The following is a 25,758-nucleotide window of genomic DNA, read 5'->3' as shown; positions in this document are numbered from 1 at the left end:
CGGTGACTCTCGACGTCAAGCAGGCCGCACCGCCCCCTTCCGGGCGGAAAGCCGCGCGGTCGGAACCGGGCAGGGGCAACCCGTCCAAGCGACGGTTCAGCGGCCGGACAGCGCTGACCCTGCTGGCTTTCCTGGCTCCGGCTGCGGTCTTCGTGGGGATCTTCACGTACTACCCCATGATTGCCGGCAGCCAGATGGCGTTCCGGAACTGGAACCTGAACGACCTTTCCGATACCTCCTGGGTAGGTTTGGGGAACTTCCAGAGCCTGTTCGATGCCCCCGAGTTCGGGACGATTGTCCGCAATACGGTGGTGTGGGTTGTTGGCTCCCTGGTTCCGCAGGTGGTCATTGGCTTCGCGGTGGCACTGTTCCTGAAGCGCCGGTTCCGGATGCGCGGGGCGTACCAGGCCATGATCTTCTTCCCGTGGGCGGTGTCGGGTTTCCTCATCGGCATGCTGTTCCGGTGGATGTTCAATGCGGAGTTCGGGGTGGTCAACGACCTTCTGATGAAGGCGGGGCTCATCAGTTCGCCTATTCCGTGGCTGTCCGACCCCGGCTTCGCGATGACAGCGATCATCATTGCCAACATCTGGTACGGCGTGACGTTCTTCGCCATCATGATCCTCGCGGCGCTGCAGTCGGTGTCCGACGAAATGTATGAGGCAGCCGCTTTGGATGGTGCGGGCAAGGTACGGACGTTCTTCAGCATCACGCTGCCAAGCATTTCGACGACACTGGCGCTGACCATCCTGTTGCGGGTGATCTGGATCTTCAACTTCCCGGACATCATCTTCGCCATGACAGGCGGCGGACCGGCCGACCAGACGCACATCATCACCACGTACATGATCAAAATTACCCAGGAGGGCGACTACGGAAAGGCGTCCGCCCTGGGGTTGATCGTAATGGTCACCCTCATGCTGTTTGCAGCCTTCTACCTCATGGCTGTCCGTTTCCGAAAGGCAGACCGATGATCAACACTCCCTCGCTCTTCGGCCGGGTTTCAAAGGTCGTCTTTTTGGGCTTGTGCCTGATCGTCACCGTCTTTCCGCTGTATTGGATCGTGGTGACATCCCTCAAGGAGCCGGGGGCCATCTATTCGCTGCCCTTGGATTACTGGCCACGGCAGCTGTCGCTGGACAACTACATCGGTCTTTTCACTAAGTCCGACTTTGGCCAGTACATGCTCAACAGCCTGGTGGTAGCACTGGTGGCGTCGTCGGTGGCCACGCTCATCTCGTTGCTCTCCGCGTATGTCCTGGCGAGGTTCCAGTTCTCCGGACGAGGGGCTGTGCTTGGCGCGTTCCTCATCACGCAGATGATTCCCGGGTTCATTGCATTGGGCCCGCTGTACCTGATGATGACCGACTTCGGGCTGGTGGATTCCAAGACCGGCCTGATCCTGATCTACATCGCCATCTGCATCCCGTTCTGCACCATCATGCTCCGCGGCTTCTTCGAGAACGTCCCCGACGCTTTGGAAGAGGCCGCCATGATTGATGGCTGTTCGAGGCTGAGCGCGCTCTTCAGGGTGATCGTTCCGGTGATGCTTCCGGGCATTGCGGCGAGTTTCGTCTTCAACTTCGTCAACTGCTGGAACGAGTTGTTCCTGTCCGTGACACTCATGAACAGCGACAGCAACAAGACCATCCCGACGGCGTTGGCCGGCTTTATCTCCAGCTTCAACATTGACTGGGGTTCCATGTCCGCTGCCGCGGTTTTGACAGTGGTACCCACGCTGGTGATTTTCGCGTTCGCCAGCAAGTTCATTGTCCAGGGGCTCACTGCGGGCTCAGTCAAGGGCTGAGCCAGGCACGCAAGAGGAAAGCAGCGCCGGTACCTTCCAGCGCTGCTTTCCAATTGCGTATCAAACGATTAGACACCCGACGCCGGACTCACGCCTTTTTCTTCGCCCGCGCCTTTGGCTTGCCGGCAGTTTTGCTGGCGGCAGCGTCGTCGTCGGACGCTTTTTCCTTGCCGCGTTTCTTGTCGAGGCTGCGTTTCAGGGCCTCCATGAGGTCGATGACGTCGCCGCCTTCTCCTTCGCCTTCGACGTTGCCGAAAGTGGCCTCCGTGTCCAGGGCCTCACCCTTTTCGAGCTTGGCTTCGATGAGTGTCTTCAACTGGGCCTGGTAGTCGTCGGTGTATTCATCCGGGTCGAAGTCGTGGGCCATGGATTCCACCAGTGCGGAGGACATTTCCAGTTCCTTGTCGGAAATCTTGATGTCTGTTTCCAAGGACGGGAACTTGGCTTCGCGGACTTCGTCACCCCATAGGAGCGCCTGCAGCAGCAGCACATCTCCACGCACGCGCAGGGCCCCCAACCGGGTCTTCTGGCGCAGCGCATACTGGACGATCGCGATCCTGTCCGTGTCCTCCAGCGTCTGGCGCAGCAGCATGTAGGCCTTGGGCGATTTGGAATCAGGCTCCAGGAAATAGCTGCGCTCGTACATGATCGGGTCCAGCTGCTCGGCGGGGATGAACTCCACCACCTCTATTTCGCGGCTGTTCTCCTCCGGCAGGGACTTCAGCTCGGCGGCGGTGAGGACCACGGTGCGGCCCTCTTCCTCGTAGGCCTTGTCGATGTCCTCGTAAGCTACGACTTCGCTGCAAATTTCGCATTTACGCTGGTACCTGATGCGTCCGCCGTCCTTATTGTGGACTTGGTGCAGGCCAATGTCGTGATCCTCCGTGGCACTGTAGAGCTTCACTGGTACGTTGACCAGACCGAACGCGATAGATCCCTTCCATATAGCCCTCATGCACCCAGTCAACAGCACAACACAGCGGAGGAGAAGAGGTGGCAGGCAAGCAGCAGGAGCGGGTGACCGTGGAAGGCCACGAACTCACCCTCACCAACCTGGGCAAAATCATTTACCCGGAAACCGGGACCACCAAGGCTGAGGTCCTTGAGTACTACGCCACCGTGGCCCCCTTCCTCATCCCCGCCGCGGCCAACCGGCCCGTCACGCGCAAACGCTGGGTCAACGGCGTGGGCACGGCCGAACATCCCGGTGAGGTGTTCTTCCAGAAGAACCTGGAGGACTCAGCGCCACGCTGGATCCCCCGGGCCGCCATCCAGCATTCGGACCACACCAACGTCTATCCGATGGTGAACAACCTGGCCACGCTCACGTGGATGGCCCAGATCGCGTCCCTGGAAATCCACGTTCCGCAATGGCAGGTGGATGCTGCGGGCAAGCCCCTCAGGCCGGACCGCTTCGTCCTGGATCTGGACCCCGGTCCCGGCGCCGGACTGCCCCAGTGCGTGGAAGTGGCCACCCTGGCCCGTTCCATCCTGCAGGACATGGGCATGGAACCTGTCCCCGTCACCAGCGGAAGCAAAGGCATCCATCTCTATACAGGGCTCGACGGCACGTTGAAATCCGAGCAAGTGTCCGCGTTCGCCCATGAGCTCGCGCGCGCCCTGGAAGCCGATCACCCTGACCTCGTGGTCAGCGATATGAAGAAGTCCCTGCGCAAGGGCAAGGTCCTGGTGGACTGGAGCCAGAACAGCGGGAACAAGACAACGATCGTGCCGTACTCCTTGCGTGGCAGAGCCCAACCAACGGTGGCGGCTCCCCGGACGTGGCAGGAGCTGGCCTCTCCTTCCCTTGACCAGTTGGACTACACGGAAGTGATGGAACGGGTCAGTTCGGGCAAGGACCACTTCGCGCCCATTTCGGACCGGCACCTGCCGCCGCATAGCGAGGACGACAATGACGACGCCGGCGCGTCCGCTGTGTCGGGCGGTGGCCGCGAGCGCGGGGTAACGGTCGGGAATCGTCTCGCCAAATACGTCGGGATGCGCGATCCGGGCAAAACCCCGGAGCCGTTTCCGTCGTCGTCGGCTGCTTCTGCGGTGTCGCAGGGCCCCGCTCCCTCCGCGCAGCCCAAGCCGGGCGATCCTGCGCCGGCCGGCGGAATCTTCGTGATCCAGGAGCACCACGCCCGCCGCTACCATCTTGACCTGCGCCTGGAGCACAACGGCGTCCTGGCTTCCTGGGCGCTGCCCCGCGGTGTCCCGGAAACGTCCGAGCGAAACAACCTGGCCGTGCACACCGAGGACCACCCCATGGAGTACGCAACGTTCGCCGGGGTCATTCCGAAGGGCGAGTACGGGGCGGGAACCATGACCATTTGGGACCGCGGCGAGTTCACGTGCGAGAAGTGGCGCGATGGCAAGGAAGTCATCGCGACGCTCACGGGCGAGCCGGGTGGTGGACTGGGCGGCACCAAACGCCTGGCCCTGATCAATACGGGCGACCGCTGGCTGATCCACCTGATGAAGGAACAGCCGGGCGCCAGGCGGACCGCCGCAACCGCGCCCGCAGCGAAGCGCCAGGCCCCGCCGGAACCGGAGTCAGCGCCCGAGCCCAAGCAGGAGCCACAGCCCTTGCGCGACTACGCTCCGATGCTCGCCACGTCCGGGACCACCGCTGATCTTCGCGGCGACAACTGGCTGTATGAGCTCAAGTGGGACGGTATCCGGGCCATCATCACCGGTACCGAGGGCCGGATCCGCCTTATGAGCCGCAATGGAAACGACCTCACCGCGGCCTATCCAGAACTGACGGACCGCGCGTGCTGGCCCGAAGGGGACTTCGTGGCGGACGGCGAAATCGTCGCCCTCGGCAAGGGGTCCAGGCCGGATTTCGGCCGGCTGCAGCTCCGTATGAACCTGGTGAAAACGGCCGACATCGAGCGGGCCCGGGTCTCGGTGCCGGTACAGCTCATGCTCTTTGATTTGTTGTACGACGCCGGCGCGGACTTGAGCGGGCTGCCTTTCGTCGAGCGTCGCGAAAGGCTGGACGCGTTCGCCGGACGCATGCCCGGCGGCTGCCCGGTTCACATTTCCGCCGTGTTGGATCACGACGTCGACGACCTCATGACCAGCGCCGCGGATCTGGGCCTGGAGGGCATGATGGCCAAGAAAGCCGACAGCCGTTATGTGGTCGGCCGTCGCAGTGCTTCATGGATCAAGCTCAAGCTGGAGCAGAGCCAGGAGGTAGTGGTGGGCGGCTGGCGGCCCGGCGCGGGCGCCCGAAGCGGAACTTTCGGGGCGTTGCTGCTGGGCATTCCCGACGGCGACACCTTGCACTACGTGGGAAGGGTGGGCACGGGGTTCAAGGACTGGCAGCTGCGGGACATCATGGAGCAGTTGGAGCCGCTGGTGGTGGACGACTCCCCGTTCAAAGACATTCCGAGGGAGGACGCAGCCGGAGCGCACTGGGTGAAGCCGGTGCTGGTGGCCGAGGTGACTTTCGGCAACTGGACAGGCCCTGGCAGGCTTCGTCATCCGGTGTGGCGGGGCTGGCGTCCGGACAAGTCTCCCTCAGACGTCAGCCAGCCCAACCAGGGGGATCGATAACGCTGTACTGACGGGTCAATACGACGCTAGCTGTCCCCCGGTTGGGCTGGCTGTGCTGCTTGGTGCGGCTAGGAGGAGTGTGGCATCTGCGGGCGGCTGGTCCGGTGGATCGCCGTCACGGCTGCTCCCTGGCCCATGCGTCCGTGGGCCTGGTCGCGTTCCTTCGGGTGGCGGCGTTTGCCGTTTCCGTCAGGCCACTGCTTGCTTTGGTCCGCGCCCAAGGCCACGGCAATGGTTGTTGGCTCGGGCATGGGAGCCATGTCCATGGCCTCCACCAAGTGGCTTGCAACCTCAGGATCGATGCTCTCAGTATTGTGATTCGCAGTCATGGTTCTTCCTTTCCAGTGCGCCTGTCCGCTGGACTTACCAGCGGACCTTTTTCTCGGTCTTGGCCTGCTTACCGCTCGCGGCCGTGGGTTTGTGCCCCTTACCGGTGCTTTGCCAGCCGGCCGGTGCGCCACCGCCGGACTTACTGGCCAGCATCGCCCTCTGGGCGTCGGTCAGCTTGGATTTGATACCGCCGGCAGCGGGGGTTTTGTTGTTATCTGTCGGGTTGGCAGTCATATGGACTCCTGGAAGTAAGTGAGTCCTGAAGAGACACGTATCCCGTGGCGTTCGGTTCGAGAAAAGGCGTCGACAACGGGAACGGCATGGAGGCAAGCCTCAACAGGCGTGGATTTTTGTCTTCTGTCAGGCAGGGCGTGCTCACAGCAGAGCACGGGCCTGTCTACTCAAAAATCAGTGTTCCCATGCGTCATACCCTAACCGCGATCCTCCATATTTGTGAACCCCTCGGCTAGCATGACTCTCGTGATCCGGACTACGTCGATCGTCGCTGCCCTTCGCGATGCCGGTTGTGTTTTTGCCGAGGACGAGGCCCGTCTCCTGATCGATGCCGCCACCCATCCGGAGGAGCTCAACCGGATGGTGGACCTGCGCGTCGCCGGACTGCCACTGGAGCACATTCTCGGATGGGTGGATTTCTGCGGGACCCGGATAGCTGTTGATCCGGGGGTGTTCGTGCCCCGGCGTCGCACCGGGTTCCTGGTGCGACAAGCGGCTCTCAAAGCCTGTCGGTCAATCGTTGGGCGCCGTGCCGTCGTCGTGGATCTCTGCTGCGGGTCCGGAGCGATAGGTGCCGCCCTCAACGACATCCTGGACGGCTGCGAACTGCACGCCGCGGATATCGATCCTGCCGCGGTGGCGTGCGCCAGGCGCAACCTGGAGCCTCGTGGCGGCACTGCTTATCTGGGCGATCTCTTCGATCCGCTCCCCCGCCGGCTGCTGGGCCGGGTTGACGTGCTCCTGGTCAATGCTCCCTATGTCCCCACGGAGTCGATCAGCCTGATGCCTCCGGAAGCGCGGCTGCACGAGCCCGCTGTGGCGCTCGACGGCGGCGCTGACGGTTTGGATGTGCAGCGTCGGGTGGCGCTTGGGGCGCCTGGGTGGTTGGCGCCGGGCGGGTGGCTCCTGATCGAGACCTCGCGGCAGCAGTCCGTCGAAACGGCCGCCCTTCTGAGCGCCTCGGGGTTGATGGTCGACGTGGTGACGGATGAGGATCTCGATGCCACACTGGTGGTGGGGGCTGCACTCGGCCAGGGATGATTCGTCACTTTTAGGGCCGGAAATGGCCCTGTTAAGTGGGCATAGCTAAACAATTTGGTAACAACGCGCCTCGCGGGGCAAAAACCACCCGACTTCCGCGTCCTTACAGGGCAAAAGCCGGTAATGAGATGCAACACACCTAGGCAATTTGCACCCTCTTAGGGGCCAAAAATAGGATCTCAACTCGGGTTTTGGGGCTGAACCGCGTAAAATTGAAACCCTGCCCAGAGCGGGGCAGCAGAAGTCGCAAGCAAATGACCTCCCTAGGAGAAGCCCAAATGCCCACAGACCAAAGCAACACCGTCTCTCCGGATGGCGCAAGGAACGCCACCGGGAACCAGGTATTGGCAGGCCACACCCCGGCCGCCACGAACGCAGCAAACGCAATTAAGACCGCAGCAAAGAAAACGAAGCTCCGCCCGAAGCGCCGATTGAAAGAATCGGACGTCAACGTGGTGGATAAGCCGATGCTGCGCAAAGCACTCGGCGGCACCATCGTCGGCAACACCATGGAATGGTACGACGTCGGTGTCTTCGGCTACCTCATCACAACCATGGGCCCTGTCTTCCTCCCGGAAGCAGACAAGTCCGTCCAGACACTCTTCCTTCTGGGCACCTTCGCCGCAACCTTCATCGCCCGCCCCCTCGGCGGCGTCGTGTTCGGTTGGCTCGGCGACAAGGTGGGCCGCCAGAAGGTCCTCGCAGCAACACTGATGCTGATGGCGGCAAGTACGTTCGCCGTCGGCCTCCTTCCCGGTTACGCGCAGATCGGCATCTGGGCCGCCGCGTTGCTGGTGATCCTGAAGCTCATCCAGGGCTTCTCCACCGGTGGCGAGTACGCCGGTGCCACAACCTTCGTCAGCGAGTACGCCCCGGACAAGCGCCGCGGCTACTTCGCCAGCTTCCTTGATATGGGCAGCTACATCGGCTTCGCCCTCGGCGCCGCCCTGGTTTCGGTCCTGCAGCTCACGCTGGGACAGGCCGCCATGGAGGAATGGGGTTGGAGGATTCCGTTCCTGATTGCCGGTCCTCTGGGCCTCATCGCGGTGTACTTCCGTAGCAAGATCGAAGAGTCCCCCCAGTTCCAGGCAACCCTGGACGCGCAGGAGGCTTCCGCCAAGGACGCAGCTTCGCAGGACGCCGCAGTCGCCAAGGGGCCCATCGGCATCGTCAAGGCCTACTGGCGCCAGATCGTGCTGGCCATGATCCTCGCGGCCGCTGCCAACACCGTCGGCTACGCGCTGACGTCCTACATGCCTACGTACCTCACTGACTCCAAGGGCTACGACCCCGTGCACGGCACCTTGCTGACCATCCCGGTCCTGGTGATCATGGCTGTTTGTATCCCGCTGACAGGTAAGTTGTCCGACCGCATCGGACGCCGCCCGGTCCTGTGGGTTGGCGCAGGCAGCACCATCGTGTTCTCCGTCCCCGCGTTCCTGCTGATCGGTATCGGCGAGATCTGGTCCACGCTGGCCGGCCTTGCGCTGATCGCCTTCCCGGTGACGTTCTACATCGCCAACCTGGCCTCGGCTTTGCCGGCCTTGTTCCCGACGTCCAGCCGTTACGGCGGAATGGGCATCGCTTACAACTTCTCGGTTGCGATCTTCGGTGGAACCACACCGTTCATCGTGCAGGGCCTGATCGAAGGCACGGGCGATGACATGATGCCGGCGTACTACCTGATGGCCACGTCCATTGTGGGCGCCATCGCCATTTACTTCCTGCGTGAATCGGCCCAGCGTCCGTTGCCGGGCTCCATGCCCAGCGTTGACACCCAGGCTGAAGCACGCGAGCTCGTAGCAACGCAGGACACCAACCCGCTCATCAACCTGGACGAGATGCCGTTCGACGGCCAGCCGATCGATGATGCCGTGTTTGGTAAAGGCAAGTCGGATCTGACCCCCGCGTAGGCCCCCTTTGCCTGCAACTTCTGCATAGCGACGCTCACTCCAAGCGTCACGGATAGTTCGCGGCAGCTGCCGCCCACCGCAGCCACCAGCCCCAAGGCGCTCTCCTTGAGGTTGGTGGCTGCGGCTGTTAAAGCCCGGATTGCGCAGCCACTGCCTCGCCGATAATCCGCGCCCCCTCAGGGAATCGACCGGGATTCGGACCGGCGTAGTTGAGCCGGATGTAGGGGCCTTCCGGTTCTGCCGGGAACCACTCGGTCCCGGCCGCAATCAGGACACCGGCCGCTTCGCAATCCTTGGTGAGCTGCTCGACGTCGAACCCGTCCGGCATCCGCAGCCACAGGTTCAAACCGCCCTTGGGAAGGTGGCTCAGGTGCGCCTGCGGTACGTGCTCGCGGAGGCTGGTGACCAGGAGGTCGCGCCGCGACTGCAGCTGATGACTGAGTCCGCGAAGGTGCGTTTGCCACGCGGGCTGAGTGACGACGTCGAGCGCTGCCGCCTGCAGCAGCCCGCTGACGTACATCGACTCGGCAGCCTGGGCGCCCATGATCCGTTCACGGGCGGGGCCTCGGGCGATGATCGCAGCCACCCGGATGGATGGCGAGACGCTTTTGGTCAGGGAGCGGATGTAGACGACGTGCCCGGAGTCGTCCTTTGCCGCGACGGGCACCGACGGCGCCGTGATGCCAAAATCGTGGGCCCAGTCGTCCTCCACAAGGAAGGCCCCGTGGCGCTGCACGATCCGCAGCACTTCCTCGCCGCGCTCCGCGGACCACTGAGCGCCCGTGGGATTGGCGAAGTTGGGCTGCGCATAGAAGAGCCTCGCCCCGGATTCCTCGAACGCCCTGTCCAGTTCGTCCGGGTCCGGCCCCTCCGGGCCGCTGGGGACAGGAATGACGTTCACGCCCGCCTGCCCGGCGGCAAGCAGCGCTCCCCAGTAGCTTGGCGACTCCACCAGCAGCGGCTGCCCATGGCCCACCAGGCCGCGGAAAATCGAGCTCAGTCCGCTTTGGCTCCCGGGAAGAATGACGACGTCGCTCGGCTGGGGAGGCGTGACGCCCACCGGCGTTGAGGTACTGAGCTCCTGCGCGAACCAGGATTGGAGTTCCGGAAAACCCTGCGCCGGGGGCCGCGACAACGCGGCATCGCCCCGGGCTGCGCGGGTCAGCGCGGCGCGGACCTGCCGCTCCGGGAGGAGTTCCCGAGCAGGATAGCCGGAATGGAAAGCGATGACGTCGTTGGAGGCGCTGCGCATGGCGGCGGAGTTCAATGGCCTGGCGGTTTGGGCCGATCGCAGGGCGGCTGTCTGCCAGCCGTAGTCGGAGGGCCTGGCCGTGCGGTAGGCGCGAACGAACGTCCCCACGCCCGGCCGGCTCTCGATCAGGCCTTGCGCAGTGAGGGTTCGCAGCGCTTTTTGCACCGTTACGGGGCTCGCCTGGTACTCCGCGACGAGTTGCCTGGTAGATGGCAGTTTTGCTCCCGGAGCGGCTCCGGCGATCCACTCTTTTACTCGCGAGACGATCCGGGAACTGCTATCGTTGTTCATGAGTCACAATAGTAGCGCTACTACACTTTCGCGGCCAGTGATATCCACCAAGACCTCGACCGGCATCTGGTGGGGGCTCCTCGGCGTCCTGGCATTTTCCTTCACGGTCCCGCTGACCCGCGTGGCTGTAGAGGGCATGTCTCCTCTCTTCATCGGAGCCGGAAGGGCAGTGGTTGCGGCCCTCCTTGCCGCGCTGGCACTGGGCCTGACCCGTCAACGCTTCCCCCGCGGCCGTCAATGGTTCCGCTTGGCCGTAGTAGCGGGCGGGATCGTGGCAGGTTTCCCCTTGCTGACGACCTTCGCCCTCACCAGCACCTCTGCAAGCCACGGTGCTGTCGTGATCGCGCTACTGCCCGCCGCCACCGCCACGATAGCGGTGATCCGCGGCAGGGAACGCCCCCGTCCATTGTTCTGGATCCTCACGGCAGTAGGTGTCGTGGCCGCCCTGGTTTTCGCCCTGGTCCAATCCGGCGGATTCGGCTCCCTGCACTGGGCTGATCTCCTGCTGCTCGGTGCTGTCCTGGCTGCAGCCATCGGCTACGCGGAGGGCGGACTGCTGGCCCGTGAACTGGGCGCCTGGCAGACCATCTCCTGGGCATTGGTGGTGGCCTCCCCCGTCATGATTTTGCTGACACTGGTCTCGCTGGGTTCCGGAATGCCGGCCGCGTCACCCGTCCAGTGGTTGTGTTTCGCCTACCTGGGGGTCGTGAGCATGTTCCTGGGCTTCTTCGCCTGGTACCACGGACTCGCGATCGGTCCCATGGCCCAGGTCAGCCAGATCCAACTGGTCCAACCCGTCATGAGCATCGCGTGGGCCGGGCTGTTGCTGGGTGAGCCGATGACGTGGACCACCGTTGTGGGCGGACTGGCGGTGATCCTCTGCGCAGGAGCCGCTGTCCGCGTAAGGCTCAACCCGCCGTCGAAATCCTGAACGCACTGAAAGGAAGAAACATGTACACCCCAGCGCATTTCGCGGCATCCGATGAGGCCATGGCCAATCTGCTCAACCACGGCGGGGCCGCCAACCTTGTCACCATGACGCCGCACGGGCTGCTCGCCACCCTCCTGCCCTTCGTGTACGAACCGGCGGTCGGTGAGCACGGGGCGCTGCAGGCCCACATGGCCCGGAACAACACCCAATGGTCCTCCCCCGTTACCGGTGAAGCCCTGATGATCGTCCAAGGCGCGGACGCGTACATTTCGCCCTCGTGGTACGCGTCGAAAGCCGAGCACGGCCGTGTGGTGCCAACCTGGAACTACTCCACAGCGCATGTCTACGGTGAGCTTGTTGTTCATGACGACGCCGAATGGCTGGGCCGGCATGTCCGTCGCCTCTCCGGGCAGCACGAGGCCGGCATGCCCCGGCCGTGGACGGTGGATGAAGCACCCGAGCGGTTCATTGCCGGACAACTGAGGGCGATTGTCGGCGTCGAACTCGTGATTACCCGGGTGGAGGCGAAGACCAAACTCAGCCAGAACCGTCCTCCAGCGGATGTTGACGGCGTGATTGCCGGGCTCCGTGCCTCCGGCGACGCGGCGAGCGCGGCGGATGTGGAACGGGCGCGGACCTCGTAGACTCGGCGCATGCGCGAGGAAACTGCACAATCCCGGGGGCCTGTCGGCTCGATCCACCATCTGGAAATCTGGGTGCCGTTCCTTGAACGCGCCAGGGAAGAGTGGGGTTGGCTCCTGGGCCAGCTCGGCTACGAGCCGTTCCAGCAGTGGCCCACCGGGTGCAGTTGGAAGCTCGGCGGGACGTACGTGGTGGTGGAACAGACCGATGCGATCACGGGTACGGCCCACCGCCGGACCGATCCCGGGGTCAACCACGTGGCCTTTCACGCAGGCACGCGGGAGAACGTGGACAGGATCCGGTCGCTCGGTGCGGACGCGGGCTGGTACGAGATGTTCGAGTCCAAGTATCCGCATGCCGGCGGTCCGGACCACTACGCCGCCTACCTGCTTAACACCGACAGCTACGAGGTTGAACTCGTAGCTGAATAATTACACCGGAGGAACAGCAGGACGCCACATCGCCACCCGCGGCCAACGGGTCAGCCCCAACTGTGCCTCGTGTTCCATGAGGTGAGTGAGCTCCGGACCCCAGCTGCCGGCGTCGAGCACTTCAAAACCAAGCCGACGATAGTACGGAGCGTTCCAGGGCACATCCCGGAACGTGCTCAATGTTTGCCGTTGCATGCCGTGGCCGCGCGTCCAGATCCGCGCGGCGTGCAGCAGTTCGTGGCCGATGCCCTGATGTGCGTAGTCGGGGTGGACGCTGACCTGCTCCACGTGGCCGTTTCCATCGACGACGTCGGCCAGCAAGTACGCCACGGGATAGTCGAGTCCGTCGACGTACACCCAAGCACGTCCGGCTGCCGCGTAGGCGCCCAACGTTTCCACGGGAAAAGGCTCGTCGTCCGCGATCTGGTCCATGCCGAGCTGCCGGAAAGTCTCCCCCGCGGCGCGCTCGATGTCCTGCATCATCTGCAGGTCGTCCGAGTGGGCCAGCCGGATCATTGCCGTGCGTCCAGCGCGGGAGGAGCCACCAGGAATTTATTACGTTCTTCAATGAGGTTCTGCATGTACCGGGCGAGGACCAGCTTTTCCGCCAGCCGGCCCAGCGGTCCGAACGGCGCCGCGAATTCGATCGTGTCCACCATCAGTGTCCCGCTGCCCTCGGGCCGGAACTCATGCGTGTGGCGGAGGTACTTGAAGGGGCCCTTCACCTGTTCGTCAGAGAACGACGCCGGAGCCTCCATCCGCTCGATGCGGCTGGTCATGCGGAACCGGACTCCCAGGTGCCAGGCCTGCCAGGTGACGGTCTCGCCTTCCGAGATCAACCCGGACGTCACCCCGGCGATGGCTTTCTCACGACTCTTGGTCATCGAACCCACGTGGGCGTCGATGTTCCGTGACAGGTCGAACAGCTCCTGCGGCGACATGCTGGAGCGGGTGCGGCAAACGAAGGCGACAGGCATACCTCGATCTTCCCAGACGTTCCCGGTTCGGCATGCCCCGGTTCACTACGGGTTGTGACCGGGCTTATGGCGGCGTACGGACAGCCCTGATAATTTCGAGAACAAACCCTGAATGATTGGTGGTGTTCCCTGTGCCCGCGCTTCTGATGCACGCCCGCGAACTCCACCGTCTTGGCCCGGCGAACAACGATCGTCTTTCCGCCGTGAGGGTCGCCCTGAGCGTTGCGCTGCCTGGGCTCTTCCTGATCCTCGTCGGCCGCCCCGACCTCATGCTGTACGCAGTTTTCGGTGCGCTCACGGGGATGTACGGCCGCAACGAGCCCCACCAACTCCGGCTCAAGCACCAGGCACAGGCCGCGTTGATCCTGGTGGGCGGACTTACGATCGGCGTTTTCCTGTCCGTGAACCACATCCATTCGTGGTGGCTGGTGCTGGTGGCTACCCTGTTTGCCGGTGCCGGGTCCCTGTACTCGGACCGCGTCCGCCTCAAACCGATCGGACCGTTCTTCGGCATCCTCGCGTTGGGCGCCTGCGCTTCCGTCCCCACCAGCGTGCCCTTCTCGACGGCGGTACTCATCGGAGCTGCCTCGGCTGCCTTCTCCTTGGTGGTCGGTTTCGCCGGCTGGTTCAGGCGCCGCACCTGGGTGGCCGGTGCTGCGCGGGAAGCCCCTGCCCTCCGGGGCGCGCTTCGCCATGCAGCCCTGGTCCATGCCGCGCGCTACTCCTTGGCGGTGAGCGCGGCCGGCGCCATCGGTGTTCTGAGCGGCAGCGGCCACCCGCACTGGGCCATGGCTGCAGCCGCAGTGCCGCTGGCCGGTGCCGACCTCCCAAGCCGCGTCCACCGGGGCATCCACCGCATTGTGGGGACGTTCCTCGGGTTGGCGGTGGTCGCCGTCGTCCTCTTCCCTGGTCCGTTGTCGCCACTGCAGTACTTCCCCGGCCATTCCGCCCTGGTCCTGGCTGTCGTGGTGATGCTCTGCCAGTTCCCCACGGAGCTGTTCATGGCCCGGCATTACGGCTGGGCGATGGTGTTCTTCACGCCGGTAGTCCTGCTGATCGCGCAGCTTGCGGCTCCGGTGGACCCGGGTGTGCTGGTGATGGAACGCGCCATTGAGACGTTTATAGGTGCAGTGGTCGGAATCTCGGTGGCGGTGTTCGTGCGGAAGCCGCGCACCAAGGCACTCCCGGCCTGACATCCACGGGCCCCGTCTTCAGCTGCCTGCGGCATACTGGTTCAATGCAGGCGACGACTGTCCTGGTCGAGGGCGAAAGCGACCGGCTCGCGGTCGAGATGCTCGCGCGCCGTCGCGGATATGACCTGGACGCGGCGCATGTATCGGTGGTCCCCATGGGAGGCGCCACCAGCATCGTCCGTTACCTCGATATTTACGGCCCGGCCGGCGCAAACCACCGGCTCCTTGGGCTGTGCGACGAGGGCGAGTCCCGTGGCGTTGCCCGCGCGCTGGGCCGGGCCGGACTCGGCGCGGGCCCCTTGTACGAACTCGGATTCCAGGTTTGCCGTGCTGATCTTGAGGACGAACTCATACGCTGCCTCGGCATTGATGCCGTGCTCGGTGTCATCGACGCCCAGGGTGAGCTGGCGTCGTTCCGGCTGCTCCAACGCCAGCCTTCGCAACGAGGACGGCCGGTTCCGTCGCAACTACGCCGTTTCTTTGGTGGACGCAGCGGGAACAAGATCCGCTACGCGCCCCTGTTGGTGGCAGCCCTGCCAGCGGGCCAAGCTCCGGATCCACTCGCGCGGCTTGTCGACGCGTTGGCGAACGGGAGTTAGGGCTCCAGCGGCCGGCGCGGTGGTCCGGCGGTCAGCTTTGCCGGAAGAACGCGAGCGAAGAAGCTGACCACTTTGTACCGTTTGGTGGGGATGGAAACGCCCTTCCCCTTGGCGTTGTCCTCCAACCCTTCCCGCACCACACGCTCGGCGGTGAGCCACAGGAAGCGGGGGGCCACCGATTTGTCCATGCCCATGCGGTCGTGGAATTCGGTGTGGGTGAAACCCGGGCAGACGGCGGTGACCAGCACCCCGGACTTGGCGTACGTGGTGTTGGCCCAACGGCTGAACGTCACCTGCCATGCCTTGGCTGCGGAGTAGGTGCCCCGGTTGGCGAAGGCGGCAACACTGGCCACATTGATGATCCGGCCCTTGCCGCGGGCCAGCATCACTTCCAGCGCGGCATGGCACAGTTCCATGGGCGTTTGGACGTGCAGCCTCAAATGGCGGCGTTCCTCGGCCAATTCGTTGTCCTCGAACGACTTCAAGAGCCCCACTCCGGCGTTGTTGATCAGCACATCCACCGGCCTCGCAGCGTCCCGGAGGCGGTCCGCCACAGCCGAAACGCCGACGTCGGTGGTCAGGTCCGCGGGCAGCACCTCTGCCAGGATGCTGAAGTCGCGTTCAAGCTCCGCGGCTTTTTCCTTCAACCGCTGCTCGTCCCTTGCCACCAAAACCAGGTGGTGTCCCGACTCGGCGAGCTGACGGGCGAACTCGGCACCGAGCCCGGCAGTTGCTCCAGTAACAAGTGCGGTGAGTTCATTGGCTCGAGTCGTCATGGCCCAAGACTAGCCCCCGCTCCTTACCAGCAGGCCCCGATCGACGCAGGGTTCCTAGATGAAGGGATGCGGGAGCACGTTTGCTTGCAGGCCGCCGGGTCCGGACAAGCTGCCACGGTGGAGGACGTTCCATTCCAGGGCATCGGACATGCGCAGTGGCTGCAACGTGTCGCAGAAGATTTTCACCACACACCAGCCCATGTCCCGGATGGCTGGCGGAAGGCGCGGCGTCAGGTCAACCACTGTGTGCTCCGGCAGGCTCTCCAGCCATGCGGCGTTTTTTCCCTTGACGTGCGGCGGCTCCGCGGCTCCGGCAAACCGCTCTGCCCGGGGTATACGCGCCAGCCACCCACGGATGCGCCCAATGCTGGCGTCCGAGGCCCAATACCGCGCTCTGTCCATCTCGTTCGCAACCGGCAGGGACACGGCCTTTTCGCCCTCGAAACTCTTCATATTGATGAGCAACGACCTGATCTGAAGCGACTCCTGGACGGCCCGGAGTACTCCGATGGAAGGGTCCCGTTCCAGTCCGAGGCCCGCCCCCACAACCCCCTGAACGCCGTCAATGGCCACCACCATCCATACCGCGTGGCCGTGTGGCTCTTCAAGCCGGATGACTTCCAGCTCCACACCCTGGGCGGCTGCCACGGAGCCAAGGTCCAGGGCCTGCCGGCCGAACGCCTCATCACGCAGGGCGTACCGCCGGGCTCCTTCCGGTTGTGCCCAACCCAGCATCGCCGAGCTCCGTTCGATGATCTCCTTCGCGGCAGAATTGGCCGCCGAGGTCAGATCAACGCCGGCTGCGGTTCCGGAAGGGCCGGGGTCAAAAAGGTCTGTCACGCCGGGCAGCGGCGGAAAGTCAACCGCGGCCGCAGGGACAGCAACGGCCGCCGTCGCGCCATCTCCGCTGTACCTTGTTCCTGTATAGAGAGGCAGATCCGTCGCTACGGAAATGTCGCCCCACGACGCACCGCGGGGAGCCATCGGAAATCCGTCGCCGGCAGGCAGTTTTGTCCCGGGAATGAGAGCACTGCGCTCAACAGCTTCGCCGGCGGCACGGGCAAGGGTAGGCGCACGCCGGATTCCGGCCGCGCCAACCCAGCTCATGTCGATTCCGGCGTCCGCCTCATCGGGTCGTTCCTGACCAATATCCACTGCGACGGTCCAGAGCAGGTTCGTGGACCCGTCGGGACGGAGCACACGGACGCTGCGGGCAAGCCCGTTCGCAGGATTCAGTGTCTGCTGATAGTCAACGGCCATATGAATCGCTCCCTGTTTGCTGCAGGCCGGCTTGCTGGAAATTGGCAGGGGACAAGGCAGCCGCAAAGAGATCCACGAGCTCCCCATGTCCCACTGCCCGCTTCATGGGACGTCCACGGCCGAAGCGTCCAAGGGTCCTGGTGGCCAAGGAATCGGCCAGATCGTCCACCTGCATTCCGTCTCCGCCGGCCAGTCCGCCGACCAAGGCACCGCCGTCGGGCCCCTTCAGTGTTGCGGTCACCGCAGCGGCGGCTCCAACGGAAACCAGGGGCCAGAGCTCGTCCAGTTTCCGCTGGTTTCCCCATGCTGCCTTCCCGTTGCCTACAGCTTCCAACCAGGGCCGCAGCAGGAGCGCGGAGGCTTGGTTCTTGCGCAAACCCAAAGCCATGGACAGCTCGTTGGCCGGAAACCAGAGCGACGACGGCGCGGGGCCACGTCCGCGCAAGGACCAACCAGCGTGCGATTCGGCGCTCAGCAGGGCAGCATCCACTCGTTCAGACGGGGACAACCGGAAGTCCGTCTTCTGCCCGGCCGCCAAGTGTTCTCCTGCCTCCGCAAGGAGCCAGCTGCCCTGCGCATCGGAGTAGGCCAGGTCCGGGGTCCCCTCAACAAGGGACGTCAGGAGCCGGACTGCCGGTTCCAGGAGGCCTTCGGCAATGAGCCAGGGCGGCGCTTCAAGGAATTCCGGATCATAAGCGACTGCCGAGGTTTTCAGTCCCTCCAGCAGGACAAGGCTCTTGGCACGGAATCCGCCGTGACCGTCGGCCGGCCCAGCGGATTCGAAGCAGGCGCCTGAGGTGACCTCGGACCCGGTGCCAAAGGTAGTGGGTATGGCGGACACTTCGATGTGGCTACTGAGCGGCCGGGGCAGGACCACCACGCCGGCAGGGCCACCGCTACGGGTCACAACTGATTCCACCAACGGATCCGCCGCCATGGACACCGCCAGCTTCGCGAAGTCCATGGTGTTTCCGCCTCCAACGCTGAGGACACGCTCCACTCCGTGCTCCCGAAGCCTGCGGCCGAACCCGGCTGCATGTTCTGCGCTGACCACCGGCGGAGCAATTTCCAGCCACAGGAATCCTCCGGCCAAAAGTCTCTCGGCCCGACCCATCACGGCAGGGTCCACCACCAATACCGACTTGGTGTCGCGGAAACCGGCAGCCAGATGGCGGGCGGACCCCGCTCCTGCAATCTGCAATGGGGTGGGAGGCCTGCTGACGGGAGCAGGGATCACGCCGGCTTCCCGGCCACGTAGTCCTCCACAACGCTGTGGATCCGTGAGAAGAGCACATCCAGCTCCTCGTCGGGATAGTTGAGGGCCGGAACGAATTGCAGTGCCCCCGGAGAAGGCTGGACAATCGCCCCGCGCCGGCGGCACTCGCCCACCAGCTCGAACACCTTGTCCGTTCCGATGAGTTCCCCCGCCCCATCAAACAGCTGGACCGCCCGGAACGCTCCCAGGCCAAATCCCTTGACCCGTGGGGACAATCCCTCCAGGGTGCTGACAAATTCGGCCAGCTTCTTCCCCACACGGGCTGCCGACTCTTCGATGTCCAACCGCTCGATTTCATCCAGTGTCGCCACAATCGCTGCACAGGACTGCGGCGATCCGGCTTGGGTCTCACCATGCCAGAAGACTTGCTGGGCCTGGTCGAACGAGTCCACTACGCGGCGCCCCAGGAGGAGCGCAGACGCTGCACAGGTGCCGTTGGTCAGGGCCTTGCTCACCACCATCACGTCCGGTTGCGGCCAAAGGTGGCTGGCGAATTTCGGTCCCGTTCTATGGAAACCGGTAGCCACCTCGTCGGCAACAACAAGGAAACCCTCGGACTCCCGGAAAGCGTAAACAGCATCAACGATTTCCTGTGGAACAGGTAAGGTTCCGGAGCCAAGAACGGGCTCCATGATGACTGCTGCCACTTCCGGGCCAAACCTCTTCATCACGATTTCCAAGGCATTGACATCGTCGTACGGGATCTTGATGTTGAGCCGTTGGTCCACTTGATAGACGTCCTGGAAGAGATAAGACCCGGTCACGGCCATAGCCCCCATGGTCACTCCGTGGTAACTGCCTGTAAAGCTGATCACGCGGCGGCGTTTTGGGTTACCGGCGATGTCGTGGAACTGCCGGCTGAGCTTCACCACGGCGTCAAGAGCGGAACTGCCGGACGTTGAATAGAAGACCGATGCGTATTCATGGGGCCGTGCGAATTCCAGGAGCCGCGCGGCCGCTTCGCGGGAGTAAGCACTACCCCTGCGGAATATGGGCAGGGTAGCCGCGTGGAGGTTCGCGTGGTTGATCGCTTCGGCCACCGCCAGGTTGCCGTAGCCCAGGCTGGCATTCCACAGGCCGCTGATCCCGCAGAGCGCTTCACTGCCGTCGGAGAACGTAACGGTGTTACCGCGGGCCGTGACGGCCTCCGCATTGCCCCAGTCCTTCGATGGCAAGTAGAACTCGAAGTAATCCCCGCTACCCATGCGTGTGGCCCTCCTTGATACCGGCACCCGCAGCTGAAGCATGGGCCCTGAAAAGTTTGTAATTGCCGATGGCATCTGCGCGGTTCCGCGGGCCAACATCGAATGCTGCTGCCACAGCAAACCCGGCAGCACCCAGTTCCGCCCTGAACTCAGCCTCGGTCAGCAAATGGGTTGTCACGGAATACTCCGCCACCCGTTCCCCGGCGTCATTCCGTTCCACCAGCTTTGAGGTGAACGTCCCGGCAGTGACATCAAAAGATTCCTCGATGGCCAGCTGAGGGGAAACCTCGTGCACGTAGAAGTCACTTCCCCCCAGCTCGGGGGTCCGCAGGGAAATCAGGAGCTCCCCGCCGGGAAGCAGCCATCGTTGGATGTCGCCCAAGAGCGAGCGGCGTTGGTCCGCGTCAAAGAGGCAAAGGGAGGTAGTCCCCAGAATCACGGCGTCGAACTGGTCCGTCAGCTCCAACCGCAGGATGTCGGCCAGGACCGCGTCCACTTTTGCTGCGTTCTTGACCCGCTCCGGCTTGGCCAGTTCCTCCTGCAGGATGGACAGGAGCTCAGCCGAATTGTCCACTGCGGTCACCGATCTGACAAACGGCAGGACGGCCAAGGTTATCCGCCCGGAACCTGCCGCCAGTTCAAGCACCCGCGCGTCCTTGCCCCGGAGGCAGCGGATGATCTCCCGCAGCTCCGAGCTGTCAGACTGAACAATCGCATGGTAGAGCTCTGCGCCCCGTCCGGTGTATAACGTTGCCGGCTTCCCGCTCATGTGACGATGACCGGAACAATGGTCAGGGCAGGGTTCACCGGGACGGCCACCGCGGGGATTCCGGGCGTCTCCGTTTCAGGAGCAATGGCGAGGTGCTCGAAAAGCTTCTGCAGTTCTTTGCTCCGGCGGATCTGTGCCGCCGGAGAAAGGTCCTTGCCTGAGAGCTTCAGGCCCAGCCGCGCCTGAAGTTCCTGGCTCGGCTCCGCAGCAGACAGGACACACTCCACCACTTCGGCCACATCCTTGGGAACCTTGCTGAGCTTTCCCGTGCTGAGGTCCGTCAGGTAGTACGCGTCTTCAGCGACCAGCACGTAAACACTGTCGCGCCGAGACCGCTCACCCGGGGTTTCTCCCTGGACCAGCCGGAAACCGAACCCTGCCACCTGGACGCCGGCGGGGAAACGACTCTGCGCAGCGCGGAGGACTTTGGCCGCGCCAAAAAAGCGCCCGATACCAGGGTTATCCGCAAGCAGCCGGGCGTTGTCTTCACCGGCTACGGGGGCGGATGTCCGGCAGCTGTCGCCGGATACCTCCACTGATCCGCCGGCCGGACCGGAAAGCAGCTCCGATCCCCCCTCGGCCACGTAAAGGCGGGCCGGGTCAGTCCCCAGCCGTCCGCTGTTCTGCCAGAACTGCTGGTCCAGGACCGTCACCAACTGCGTCAGGAGAAACCGTGGAAACACCCCGGACGCGAAGGCAGTATCGGCGTCGGCTGCAGCAGCTTCGCGGTCTGCATCCTCATCAAGTGAGAAAACTGTGGGACACGAGATCGCGACATAGGGCGCAGTTGCATACCCCTCCAGCTGGAGGACAAAGCTGTCACCGATCCCGATTTCGCCACCGTTGGTGGAGAACTCACCGCTATAGCCGACGACGGTCGACGTCGTCAGGGATTTGGCTGTCTCAACCTGCGATTCCTCGACGAACACGAGCGAGGTGCCCGACGCCGGCAACAGCCGCATCCGCTCCTCGTCCACGTCCCCCACCATCAATGCGTCCCGGATACCGGGGCCGGGGCGTCCTCCTTCAAGCCACAAACGCAGGCGTTCTGACATTGCGGGCTCCGCCAACAACTCTTCACTCATGATTCCCCCTCTTGGATTGTGCATTCTTCATCTGCTCGCCTATGCCCCCGCACCGGAGCGACACTCCGGATTCCAGGCGCCCCATCGCTTCGGGGAACCGCGTCCTCAGGACCCGTTGCATCGCCTGGCGATGACCACGGCTGACAACAGGAGCTGCGATGCCCACCAACCAACCATCGTGACCACCAGGGAATGCACCCACAGTGAACGCCATGTGCGGCGCGGTTGAAACTGAGGGGCCCGGGCGTTCTGCCGTTTCCTCCGGCAGGCAGCCGCCAGACCCGTTGTTCGCCAACGGCAACATCACCAGCGGGTCGAGGTCGATCTCCCCTGCCCAGCGGAGGAAGTCCGCGGCAAATACTTCGGCCAGTCTCGCCTGGGACCAGTCTTCAACCGCGGCCCGGGCCGCTGACGCACTGGCAGTTCCCGCCAAAGGAACCACCAAGTGGTGGTCCAAGGTGTGCCGGCGGGTCGTCCCGGAAATGGACACAACCGCCGTCGTTTCATCCACGGGCTGAAGGCCGGCCCCTCGGGAACTCATACGCCACCAAAGGTCCCAGTCCTCCAGTCCCCTGGCTGCTCTGCGCCAGCCGCCGGCCGCCGTGAGGACAGGCATCCTGTGCGCCACACGGGAAGGCTCCGCGTAGGGATCCACCACGGCAAGTTCCGGATGCCACAGCAGGCTGCGTCCGCCGAGAATGGTTGACGAGCCGTCGTCATGGCGATAATCCCCACCGCTGGCCGCCCACTCTGCACCAGAGTCCAAGACCGACCCCAGAACCGCCAGGTGGTCCTCCCGCCACACATCGTCGTGGTCAATGTAGGCCACGTACCCCTGGCCGGCTTGCCCGCACAGCCGGTTTCGCACCAACCCGGGATCGCCCGTGTGGGCCAGCCGCACTAACTTCACACGGCTGTCGGCGCGTGCGAACCCGGCGACGATGTCGTCCGTATCATCTGTTGAACCATCAGAGCCAACAAGTAGTTCGAAGTCTCCCCTGGTTTGTTTCAGGACACTCTCAATGGTTGCCGCTATCGGAGCCGAGCGGTTATAGGCGGGGCAAATAACCGTAAACCTCGGGCGGATCATGGGCCGACCGCCCTTGTTCCCAGATTGGCCACCCACTGGGCGATTGTCTGGCCGGGGACCTGCCATACTGCCGTGCCGGTGCGGGGCGCCGTGCCGGCATAGTCCAGCCGGACGCACAGGGCGTCCAGGGTCAGGTCCGACTCCTTGACGGCAACCGTTGCTGCCAGGGGAACCGTACACGGCTCGGGATCGCCGGCGGCTGTCGCCGTCCCGATCCTGCTGCCCGGCACAAGCCCTGGCCCGAACAGGTCAACTGTCCCGCCCGTTGCTCCAGCGGATCCTCCCAGGACCACGAACCTGGGCCCATCACCATCACTGTAAAGGCCGCCGCGAACGTTGTTGGGGAACGGAACAACGACCACCAGTGCCACTGCGGCAAGCAACAGTGCAGCGCCATAGACCGTTACAGGACCCTTGGCGATGCCGGATTTCCGCAGTCCGACCATATGGCCGATCCCCCTCAGCAGCAGCCAAACGACAAGTCCACCTGCCAGGAACAACTGGATCCACGCTGCAACTTTCCCCCATGACGCCAGGTAGCTTCCAGCAGCGGCCACCACTCCAATAAGGATCAAGAGTGGGAAAACGATGCACAGGAATCCGAAGATCAGCCGCTTTGGGGACGCCGGGACCTGGCTCGGGGATCCCTGACGGAAGATCAAGCCTCTGGTCCATGCCTGGAACTCTGCCATGCAGCTCGCCCGGAGGTTTGGCTTGTCGAGGTATCCCACCAACGCGATGTACCCGTCCAACTTCACGAAGGGGATCAGGTTCAGCAGCCCGTAGAGGAAACACAACACACTAAAGGCCGCGGCAAGGGTGGCAAGGTCTCTGGGCAGAACAAAGGAGAGGACCCCGGCAATTGCACCCAGATTTCCTTGGGCTGCGATGCCCGCCAAGGCAACCTTGGCGCGATCAGCAGGCTTGAGGTTCCACGCATCCGTTACATCACAGAAGAAAGCAGGAACCAAATAGAACAGCATGAAACCGACGCGGTGCGAACGGCCACCGAAAGCGACCAACGTCGCCGCGTGGGAAAACTCATGAATGAAGACGGCAAGGTACAGGGCCACCAAAAGCCAGAGGTAGCCAGTCACCGTCGTGGTGTCATGAAGGGCGCTTCCCTGGTCCATGAGCAGCACGGCCACGGCAGCCACACCCACACCGTTGAGGGCGGCGACAGTCCACCAAAAGCCGGAAGAACGAATGATCCGCCGGGTCCAGGGCATGCGGCCAAGCAGCCACGATGGGTCCAGAAGGGTCAGCTGGATGGAAAATGGCTTTCGGAACTGCAGGCGCCGGACCGGAGACACGTCCAGCCGGGCCAGTGCCGGGTTCTTTGCCAGCGTGTCCAGCAGCAGTTGCACTTCTGCCGCCGTCAGCTGCGAACGATCGGTCTTGGTCTGGCCACTCTGCGTCCCGCTGCCGGCACGTATCCGTTCCGCGATACCGTGGGCATCCACGTCGGGCAATGCTTGCTGGGCTTCGCGGACGATTTCTCCGAGGGCCTGCGGCAGACGCAGGACCGGACCTGCAGCGGTGCTGATGAGGATCCGCCCGCTCTCGTCCTGCTCGGAGAGCCGGATCTGGCTGAGCCACTGATACTGGCTGCTCACAGGAGGTCCGTTCGTCTGAGCCGGATCCCCGCGGCGGCAAACAGGACCACCAGCCATCCCAAATAGACGGCATAACCGGCACCTACTGGAAGCGTGTCAAAGGTGGCCGAGGCATCAAGGGTCATGGCTTGGCCCGCGCCGCCGGGCAGGAACTTGCCCGCGGCAGGAAGAATGTTGATCAGATTCGGTTCCAAGACCAGCGTCCACGCGACCAGGGCGATAACCACGGGCAGGGACTTCCTGCCCTGCCAGGCGATGAAATGACCAAGGTAGGCCGCGAAGATGATGGTGAAGAACACTCCGGCCAGGGTTGCGCGGCCGTCGCCGTCGAGGACAAAGTGGCCGCCCTTCGAGGAAACGGCAACCATGGCGACCACCACCACTGAAACTGTTCCTGCAACCGCGAAGGCAATCGCGGGAACCGCCAAGGCAAAGGCCCGCAGGGACAGCAGTCGCACAGCGCCGCCTGAGAGGAATGCACTCCGGCCGATGGACGCATTGCCAAAATCACGCGTGACGCTGATGGCCCCGAAAATCATGGAAAAGAGGCTGGCACCGAAACCGAGGCCCACCAGTGCCGCGGTGGCCTTCTCTGAAGCACCGGGGGCAGCGAGTCCCGCATCGAAACCCGTGGACGTGCCATATGCAGCCAGGACATTGAGCACCAGGGCTGTCAGGAGCAGGATGGGAAGTGACCATCCCCTGGTCAGGCGGAAAACTTCGGCGCGTATCACGAAGCGTCACCCTTTCCAGCACTGGAGGCTTTGTCCAGGGTGTTCTCCGAGCCATCATGGACGAGGGAGAGGTACCAGCGTTCCAAGTCGGCATCCCCAAGTTCGGGAACAGGGCCGTCATAGCGTTGGGTCGTACGGACCACAATTGCCCTGTCCGCCAACCGCCGGACTTCCGAAAGATTGTGGCTGGAAATGAGGGTCGTTTGGTTGCGGGCGGTGCGTTCTTCGATTTTTATTCGAAGCCAGCGCGTCGATTCGATGTCGAGTCCGTTCATGGGTTCGTCCAACACCAGGACATCGGGCCCACCCATCATGGCAGCCGCCAAGGCTGCCCTCTGCCGCTGGCCTGTGGACAGCTTACGGACCCGCCGCCCCATGAACTCCGTCAGATCAAAGTCCTCGGCAACCGCGGCGACGGCGCCGCGTCCCAGGTTTTGGGCCATCGATTCGATAGTCAGGCAGTCCCGGACAGTAAGGTCCGGCGGGAGGCCGGCAGGGTCAAAGACAAAGCCAAGCGTCTTGCCCGGCTCCTTCACCGCCCCGGGATCCTGGTTGAAGATCCGGACGCTTCCCTCTGTGGGCCGCATCAGACCGCACAAGATCTTCAAAAGCGTGGATTTCCCCGCCCCGTTGGGGCCCAGAAGCCCCACACACTCACCCCGGCCCAAGCCGAAGGTGACGCCTGAAACTCCCGTTTTTTGGCCGTACCTTTTTTCAACGCCTGTCATCGAAACGATGGGCT

Annotated in this window: 26 protein-coding genes; 10 read left to right on the top strand and 16 right to left on the bottom strand. The window is 63.7% G+C overall.

What is annotated here, in order from left to right; all coding sequences use genetic code 11:
• Positions 1 to 2 precede the first annotated feature (2 nt).
• Positions 3 to 974, top strand: a complete 972-nt coding sequence (locus tag JMY29_RS01450; protein WP_110505953.1) for a carbohydrate ABC transporter permease — start codon at positions 3 to 5, stop codon at positions 972 to 974.
• Positions 971 to 1,807: a carbohydrate ABC transporter permease gene (locus tag JMY29_RS01445; protein ID WP_039239318.1), complete on the top strand. Its 837-nt coding sequence runs from the start codon at positions 971 to 973 to the stop codon at positions 1,805 to 1,807. Before JMY29_RS01450 ends, JMY29_RS01445 begins: the two co-directional genes overlap by 4 nt.
• Before the next feature lie 88 nt (positions 1,808 to 1,895).
• Here JMY29_RS01445 and ku read toward each other — a convergent pair whose 3' ends face one another.
• Positions 1,896 to 2,762, bottom strand: coding sequence for a non-homologous end joining protein Ku (gene ku, locus JMY29_RS01440; protein WP_026267323.1), 867 nt, complete (start codon positions 2,760 to 2,762; stop codon positions 1,896 to 1,898).
• A 38-nt stretch (positions 2,763 to 2,800) separates the two neighbouring features.
• Between ku and JMY29_RS01435 the strand changes: the two genes are divergently transcribed.
• The gene (locus JMY29_RS01435; RefSeq protein ID WP_189076405.1) at positions 2,801 to 5,371 is read left to right on the top strand and encodes an ATP-dependent DNA ligase; all 2,571 of its coding nucleotides are present in this window, start codon (positions 2,801 to 2,803) and stop codon (positions 5,369 to 5,371) included.
• A gap of 68 nt (positions 5,372 to 5,439) precedes the next feature.
• Here JMY29_RS01435 and JMY29_RS01430 read toward each other — a convergent pair whose 3' ends face one another.
• Together JMY29_RS01430 and JMY29_RS01425 are read right to left on the bottom strand one after the other, a co-directional pair.
• The gene (locus JMY29_RS01430) at positions 5,440 to 5,700 is read right to left on the bottom strand and encodes a hypothetical protein (RefSeq protein ID WP_189076404.1); all 261 of its coding nucleotides are present in this window, start codon (positions 5,698 to 5,700) and stop codon (positions 5,440 to 5,442) included.
• A gap of 34 nt (positions 5,701 to 5,734) precedes the next feature.
• Positions 5,735 to 5,935, bottom strand: coding sequence for a hypothetical protein (locus JMY29_RS01425; protein WP_039239315.1), 201 nt, complete (start codon positions 5,933 to 5,935; stop codon positions 5,735 to 5,737).
• 237 nt (positions 5,936 to 6,172) lie between these two features.
• On the opposite strand from JMY29_RS01425, the gene JMY29_RS01420 reads away from it, so the two are divergent.
• Positions 6,173 to 6,976: a putative protein N(5)-glutamine methyltransferase gene (locus tag JMY29_RS01420; protein ID WP_189076403.1), complete on the top strand. Its 804-nt coding sequence runs from the start codon at positions 6,173 to 6,175 to the stop codon at positions 6,974 to 6,976.
• 278 nt (positions 6,977 to 7,254) lie between these two features.
• Positions 7,255 to 8,889 carry an MFS transporter gene (locus JMY29_RS01415; RefSeq protein ID WP_018778952.1) on the top strand — a complete coding sequence of 545 codons (1,635 nt, stop codon included), beginning with the start codon at positions 7,255 to 7,257 and terminating at the stop codon, positions 8,887 to 8,889.
• A 127-nt stretch (positions 8,890 to 9,016) separates the two neighbouring features.
• Here JMY29_RS01415 and JMY29_RS01410 read toward each other — a convergent pair whose 3' ends face one another.
• On the bottom strand, positions 9,017 to 10,432 hold the full coding sequence (locus JMY29_RS01410; protein ID WP_026267325.1) for an aminotransferase-like domain-containing protein: 1,416 nt from the start codon (positions 10,430 to 10,432) through the stop codon (positions 9,017 to 9,019).
• Between JMY29_RS01410 and JMY29_RS01405 the strand changes: the two genes are divergently transcribed.
• From JMY29_RS01405 to JMY29_RS01395, 3 genes are read left to right on the top strand one after another with little or no spacing between them, the layout of a single operon-like run.
• Positions 10,431 to 11,363: a DMT family transporter gene (locus tag JMY29_RS01405; protein WP_189076402.1), complete on the top strand. Its 933-nt coding sequence runs from the start codon at positions 10,431 to 10,433 to the stop codon at positions 11,361 to 11,363. The two genes, JMY29_RS01410 and JMY29_RS01405, sit on opposite strands and share 2 nt — an antisense overlap.
• A 20-nt stretch (positions 11,364 to 11,383) precedes the next feature.
• Positions 11,384 to 12,007, top strand: coding sequence for an FMN-binding negative transcriptional regulator (locus tag JMY29_RS01400; protein WP_189076401.1), 624 nt, complete (start codon positions 11,384 to 11,386; stop codon positions 12,005 to 12,007).
• Between the two features lie 9 nt (positions 12,008 to 12,016).
• Positions 12,017 to 12,436 (top strand): VOC family protein, encoded by a 420-nt coding sequence (locus JMY29_RS01395; protein ID WP_018778956.1) that lies wholly within the window; start codon positions 12,017 to 12,019, stop codon positions 12,434 to 12,436.
• On the opposite strand, the gene JMY29_RS01390 is transcribed toward JMY29_RS01395, so the two are convergent.
• Both JMY29_RS01390 and JMY29_RS01385 read right to left on the bottom strand, forming a co-directional pair.
• Positions 12,437 to 12,952, bottom strand: a complete 516-nt coding sequence (locus JMY29_RS01390) for a GNAT family N-acetyltransferase (RefSeq protein WP_039239309.1) — start codon at positions 12,950 to 12,952, stop codon at positions 12,437 to 12,439.
• Positions 12,949 to 13,413, bottom strand: a complete 465-nt coding sequence (locus tag JMY29_RS01385) for an SRPBCC family protein (RefSeq protein ID WP_189076400.1) — start codon at positions 13,411 to 13,413, stop codon at positions 12,949 to 12,951. Before JMY29_RS01385 ends, JMY29_RS01390 begins: the two co-directional genes overlap by 4 nt.
• 122 nt (positions 13,414 to 13,535) lie before the next feature.
• Here JMY29_RS01385 and JMY29_RS01380 point away from each other — a divergent pair, with 122 nt between their 5' ends.
• Positions 13,536 to 14,606, top strand: coding sequence for an FUSC family protein (locus tag JMY29_RS01380; protein ID WP_229778655.1), 1,071 nt, complete (start codon positions 13,536 to 13,538; stop codon positions 14,604 to 14,606).
• 44 nt (positions 14,607 to 14,650) lie between these two features.
• The gene (locus JMY29_RS01375) at positions 14,651 to 15,205 is read left to right on the top strand and encodes a TOPRIM nucleotidyl transferase/hydrolase domain-containing protein (protein WP_189076399.1); all 555 of its coding nucleotides are present in this window, start codon (positions 14,651 to 14,653) and stop codon (positions 15,203 to 15,205) included.
• On the opposite strand, the gene JMY29_RS01370 is transcribed toward JMY29_RS01375, so the two are convergent.
• The 10 genes from JMY29_RS01370 to JMY29_RS01325 are packed head-to-tail and all read right to left on the bottom strand — an operon-like array spanning position 15,202 to position 25,744.
• Complete coding sequence (locus tag JMY29_RS01370; RefSeq protein ID WP_018778961.1) at positions 15,202 to 15,981, bottom strand: SDR family NAD(P)-dependent oxidoreductase; 780 nt, start codon at positions 15,979 to 15,981, stop codon at positions 15,202 to 15,204. The genes JMY29_RS01375 and JMY29_RS01370 overlap by 4 nt on opposite strands.
• A gap of 54 nt (positions 15,982 to 16,035) precedes the next feature.
• Positions 16,036 to 17,241 carry a YcaO-like family protein gene (locus JMY29_RS01365; protein WP_018778962.1) on the bottom strand — a complete coding sequence of 402 codons (1,206 nt, stop codon included), beginning with the start codon at positions 17,239 to 17,241 and terminating at the stop codon, positions 16,036 to 16,038.
• Positions 17,231 to 18,478, bottom strand: coding sequence for an iron-containing alcohol dehydrogenase (locus JMY29_RS01360; RefSeq protein WP_189076398.1), 1,248 nt, complete (start codon positions 18,476 to 18,478; stop codon positions 17,231 to 17,233). Before JMY29_RS01360 ends, JMY29_RS01365 begins: the two co-directional genes overlap by 11 nt.
• The gene (locus JMY29_RS01355) at positions 18,475 to 19,722 is read right to left on the bottom strand and encodes an aminotransferase class III-fold pyridoxal phosphate-dependent enzyme (protein ID WP_018778964.1); all 1,248 of its coding nucleotides are present in this window, start codon (positions 19,720 to 19,722) and stop codon (positions 18,475 to 18,477) included. Before JMY29_RS01355 ends, JMY29_RS01360 begins: the two co-directional genes overlap by 4 nt.
• Entirely contained in the window at positions 19,715 to 20,491 is a 777-nt protein-coding gene (locus tag JMY29_RS01350; RefSeq protein WP_018778965.1) for a class I SAM-dependent methyltransferase, read from the bottom strand. The genes JMY29_RS01355 and JMY29_RS01350 overlap by 8 nt, the downstream gene beginning before the upstream one ends.
• Positions 20,488 to 21,576: a hypothetical protein gene (locus JMY29_RS01345; RefSeq protein WP_018778966.1), complete on the bottom strand. Its 1,089-nt coding sequence runs from the start codon at positions 21,574 to 21,576 to the stop codon at positions 20,488 to 20,490. Before JMY29_RS01345 ends, JMY29_RS01350 begins: the two co-directional genes overlap by 4 nt.
• Positions 21,569 to 22,666: a glycosyltransferase family 2 protein gene (locus tag JMY29_RS01340; RefSeq protein WP_018778967.1), complete on the bottom strand. Its 1,098-nt coding sequence runs from the start codon at positions 22,664 to 22,666 to the stop codon at positions 21,569 to 21,571. Before JMY29_RS01340 ends, JMY29_RS01345 begins: the two co-directional genes overlap by 8 nt.
• Entirely contained in the window at positions 22,663 to 24,282 is a 1,620-nt protein-coding gene (mpaP, locus tag JMY29_RS01335; protein WP_189076396.1) for a daptide biosynthesis intramembrane metalloprotease, read from the bottom strand. Before mpaP ends, JMY29_RS01340 begins: the two co-directional genes overlap by 4 nt.
• Positions 24,279 to 25,016, bottom strand: a complete 738-nt coding sequence (locus JMY29_RS01330; protein WP_018778969.1) for a hypothetical protein — start codon at positions 25,014 to 25,016, stop codon at positions 24,279 to 24,281. The genes mpaP and JMY29_RS01330 overlap by 4 nt, the downstream gene beginning before the upstream one ends.
• Positions 25,013 to 25,744, bottom strand: a complete 732-nt coding sequence (locus JMY29_RS01325) for an ABC transporter ATP-binding protein (protein WP_162239614.1) — start codon at positions 25,742 to 25,744, stop codon at positions 25,013 to 25,015. The genes JMY29_RS01330 and JMY29_RS01325 overlap by 4 nt, the downstream gene beginning before the upstream one ends.
• Positions 25,745 to 25,758 lie beyond the last annotated feature (14 nt).

This window comes from Paenarthrobacter nicotinovorans (genome assembly GCF_021919345.1).
In the GTDB taxonomy this organism is placed as follows: domain Bacteria; phylum Actinomycetota; class Actinomycetes; order Actinomycetales; family Micrococcaceae; genus Arthrobacter; species Arthrobacter nicotinovorans.
This window is presented reverse-complemented; position numbering and strand designations above follow the sequence as displayed.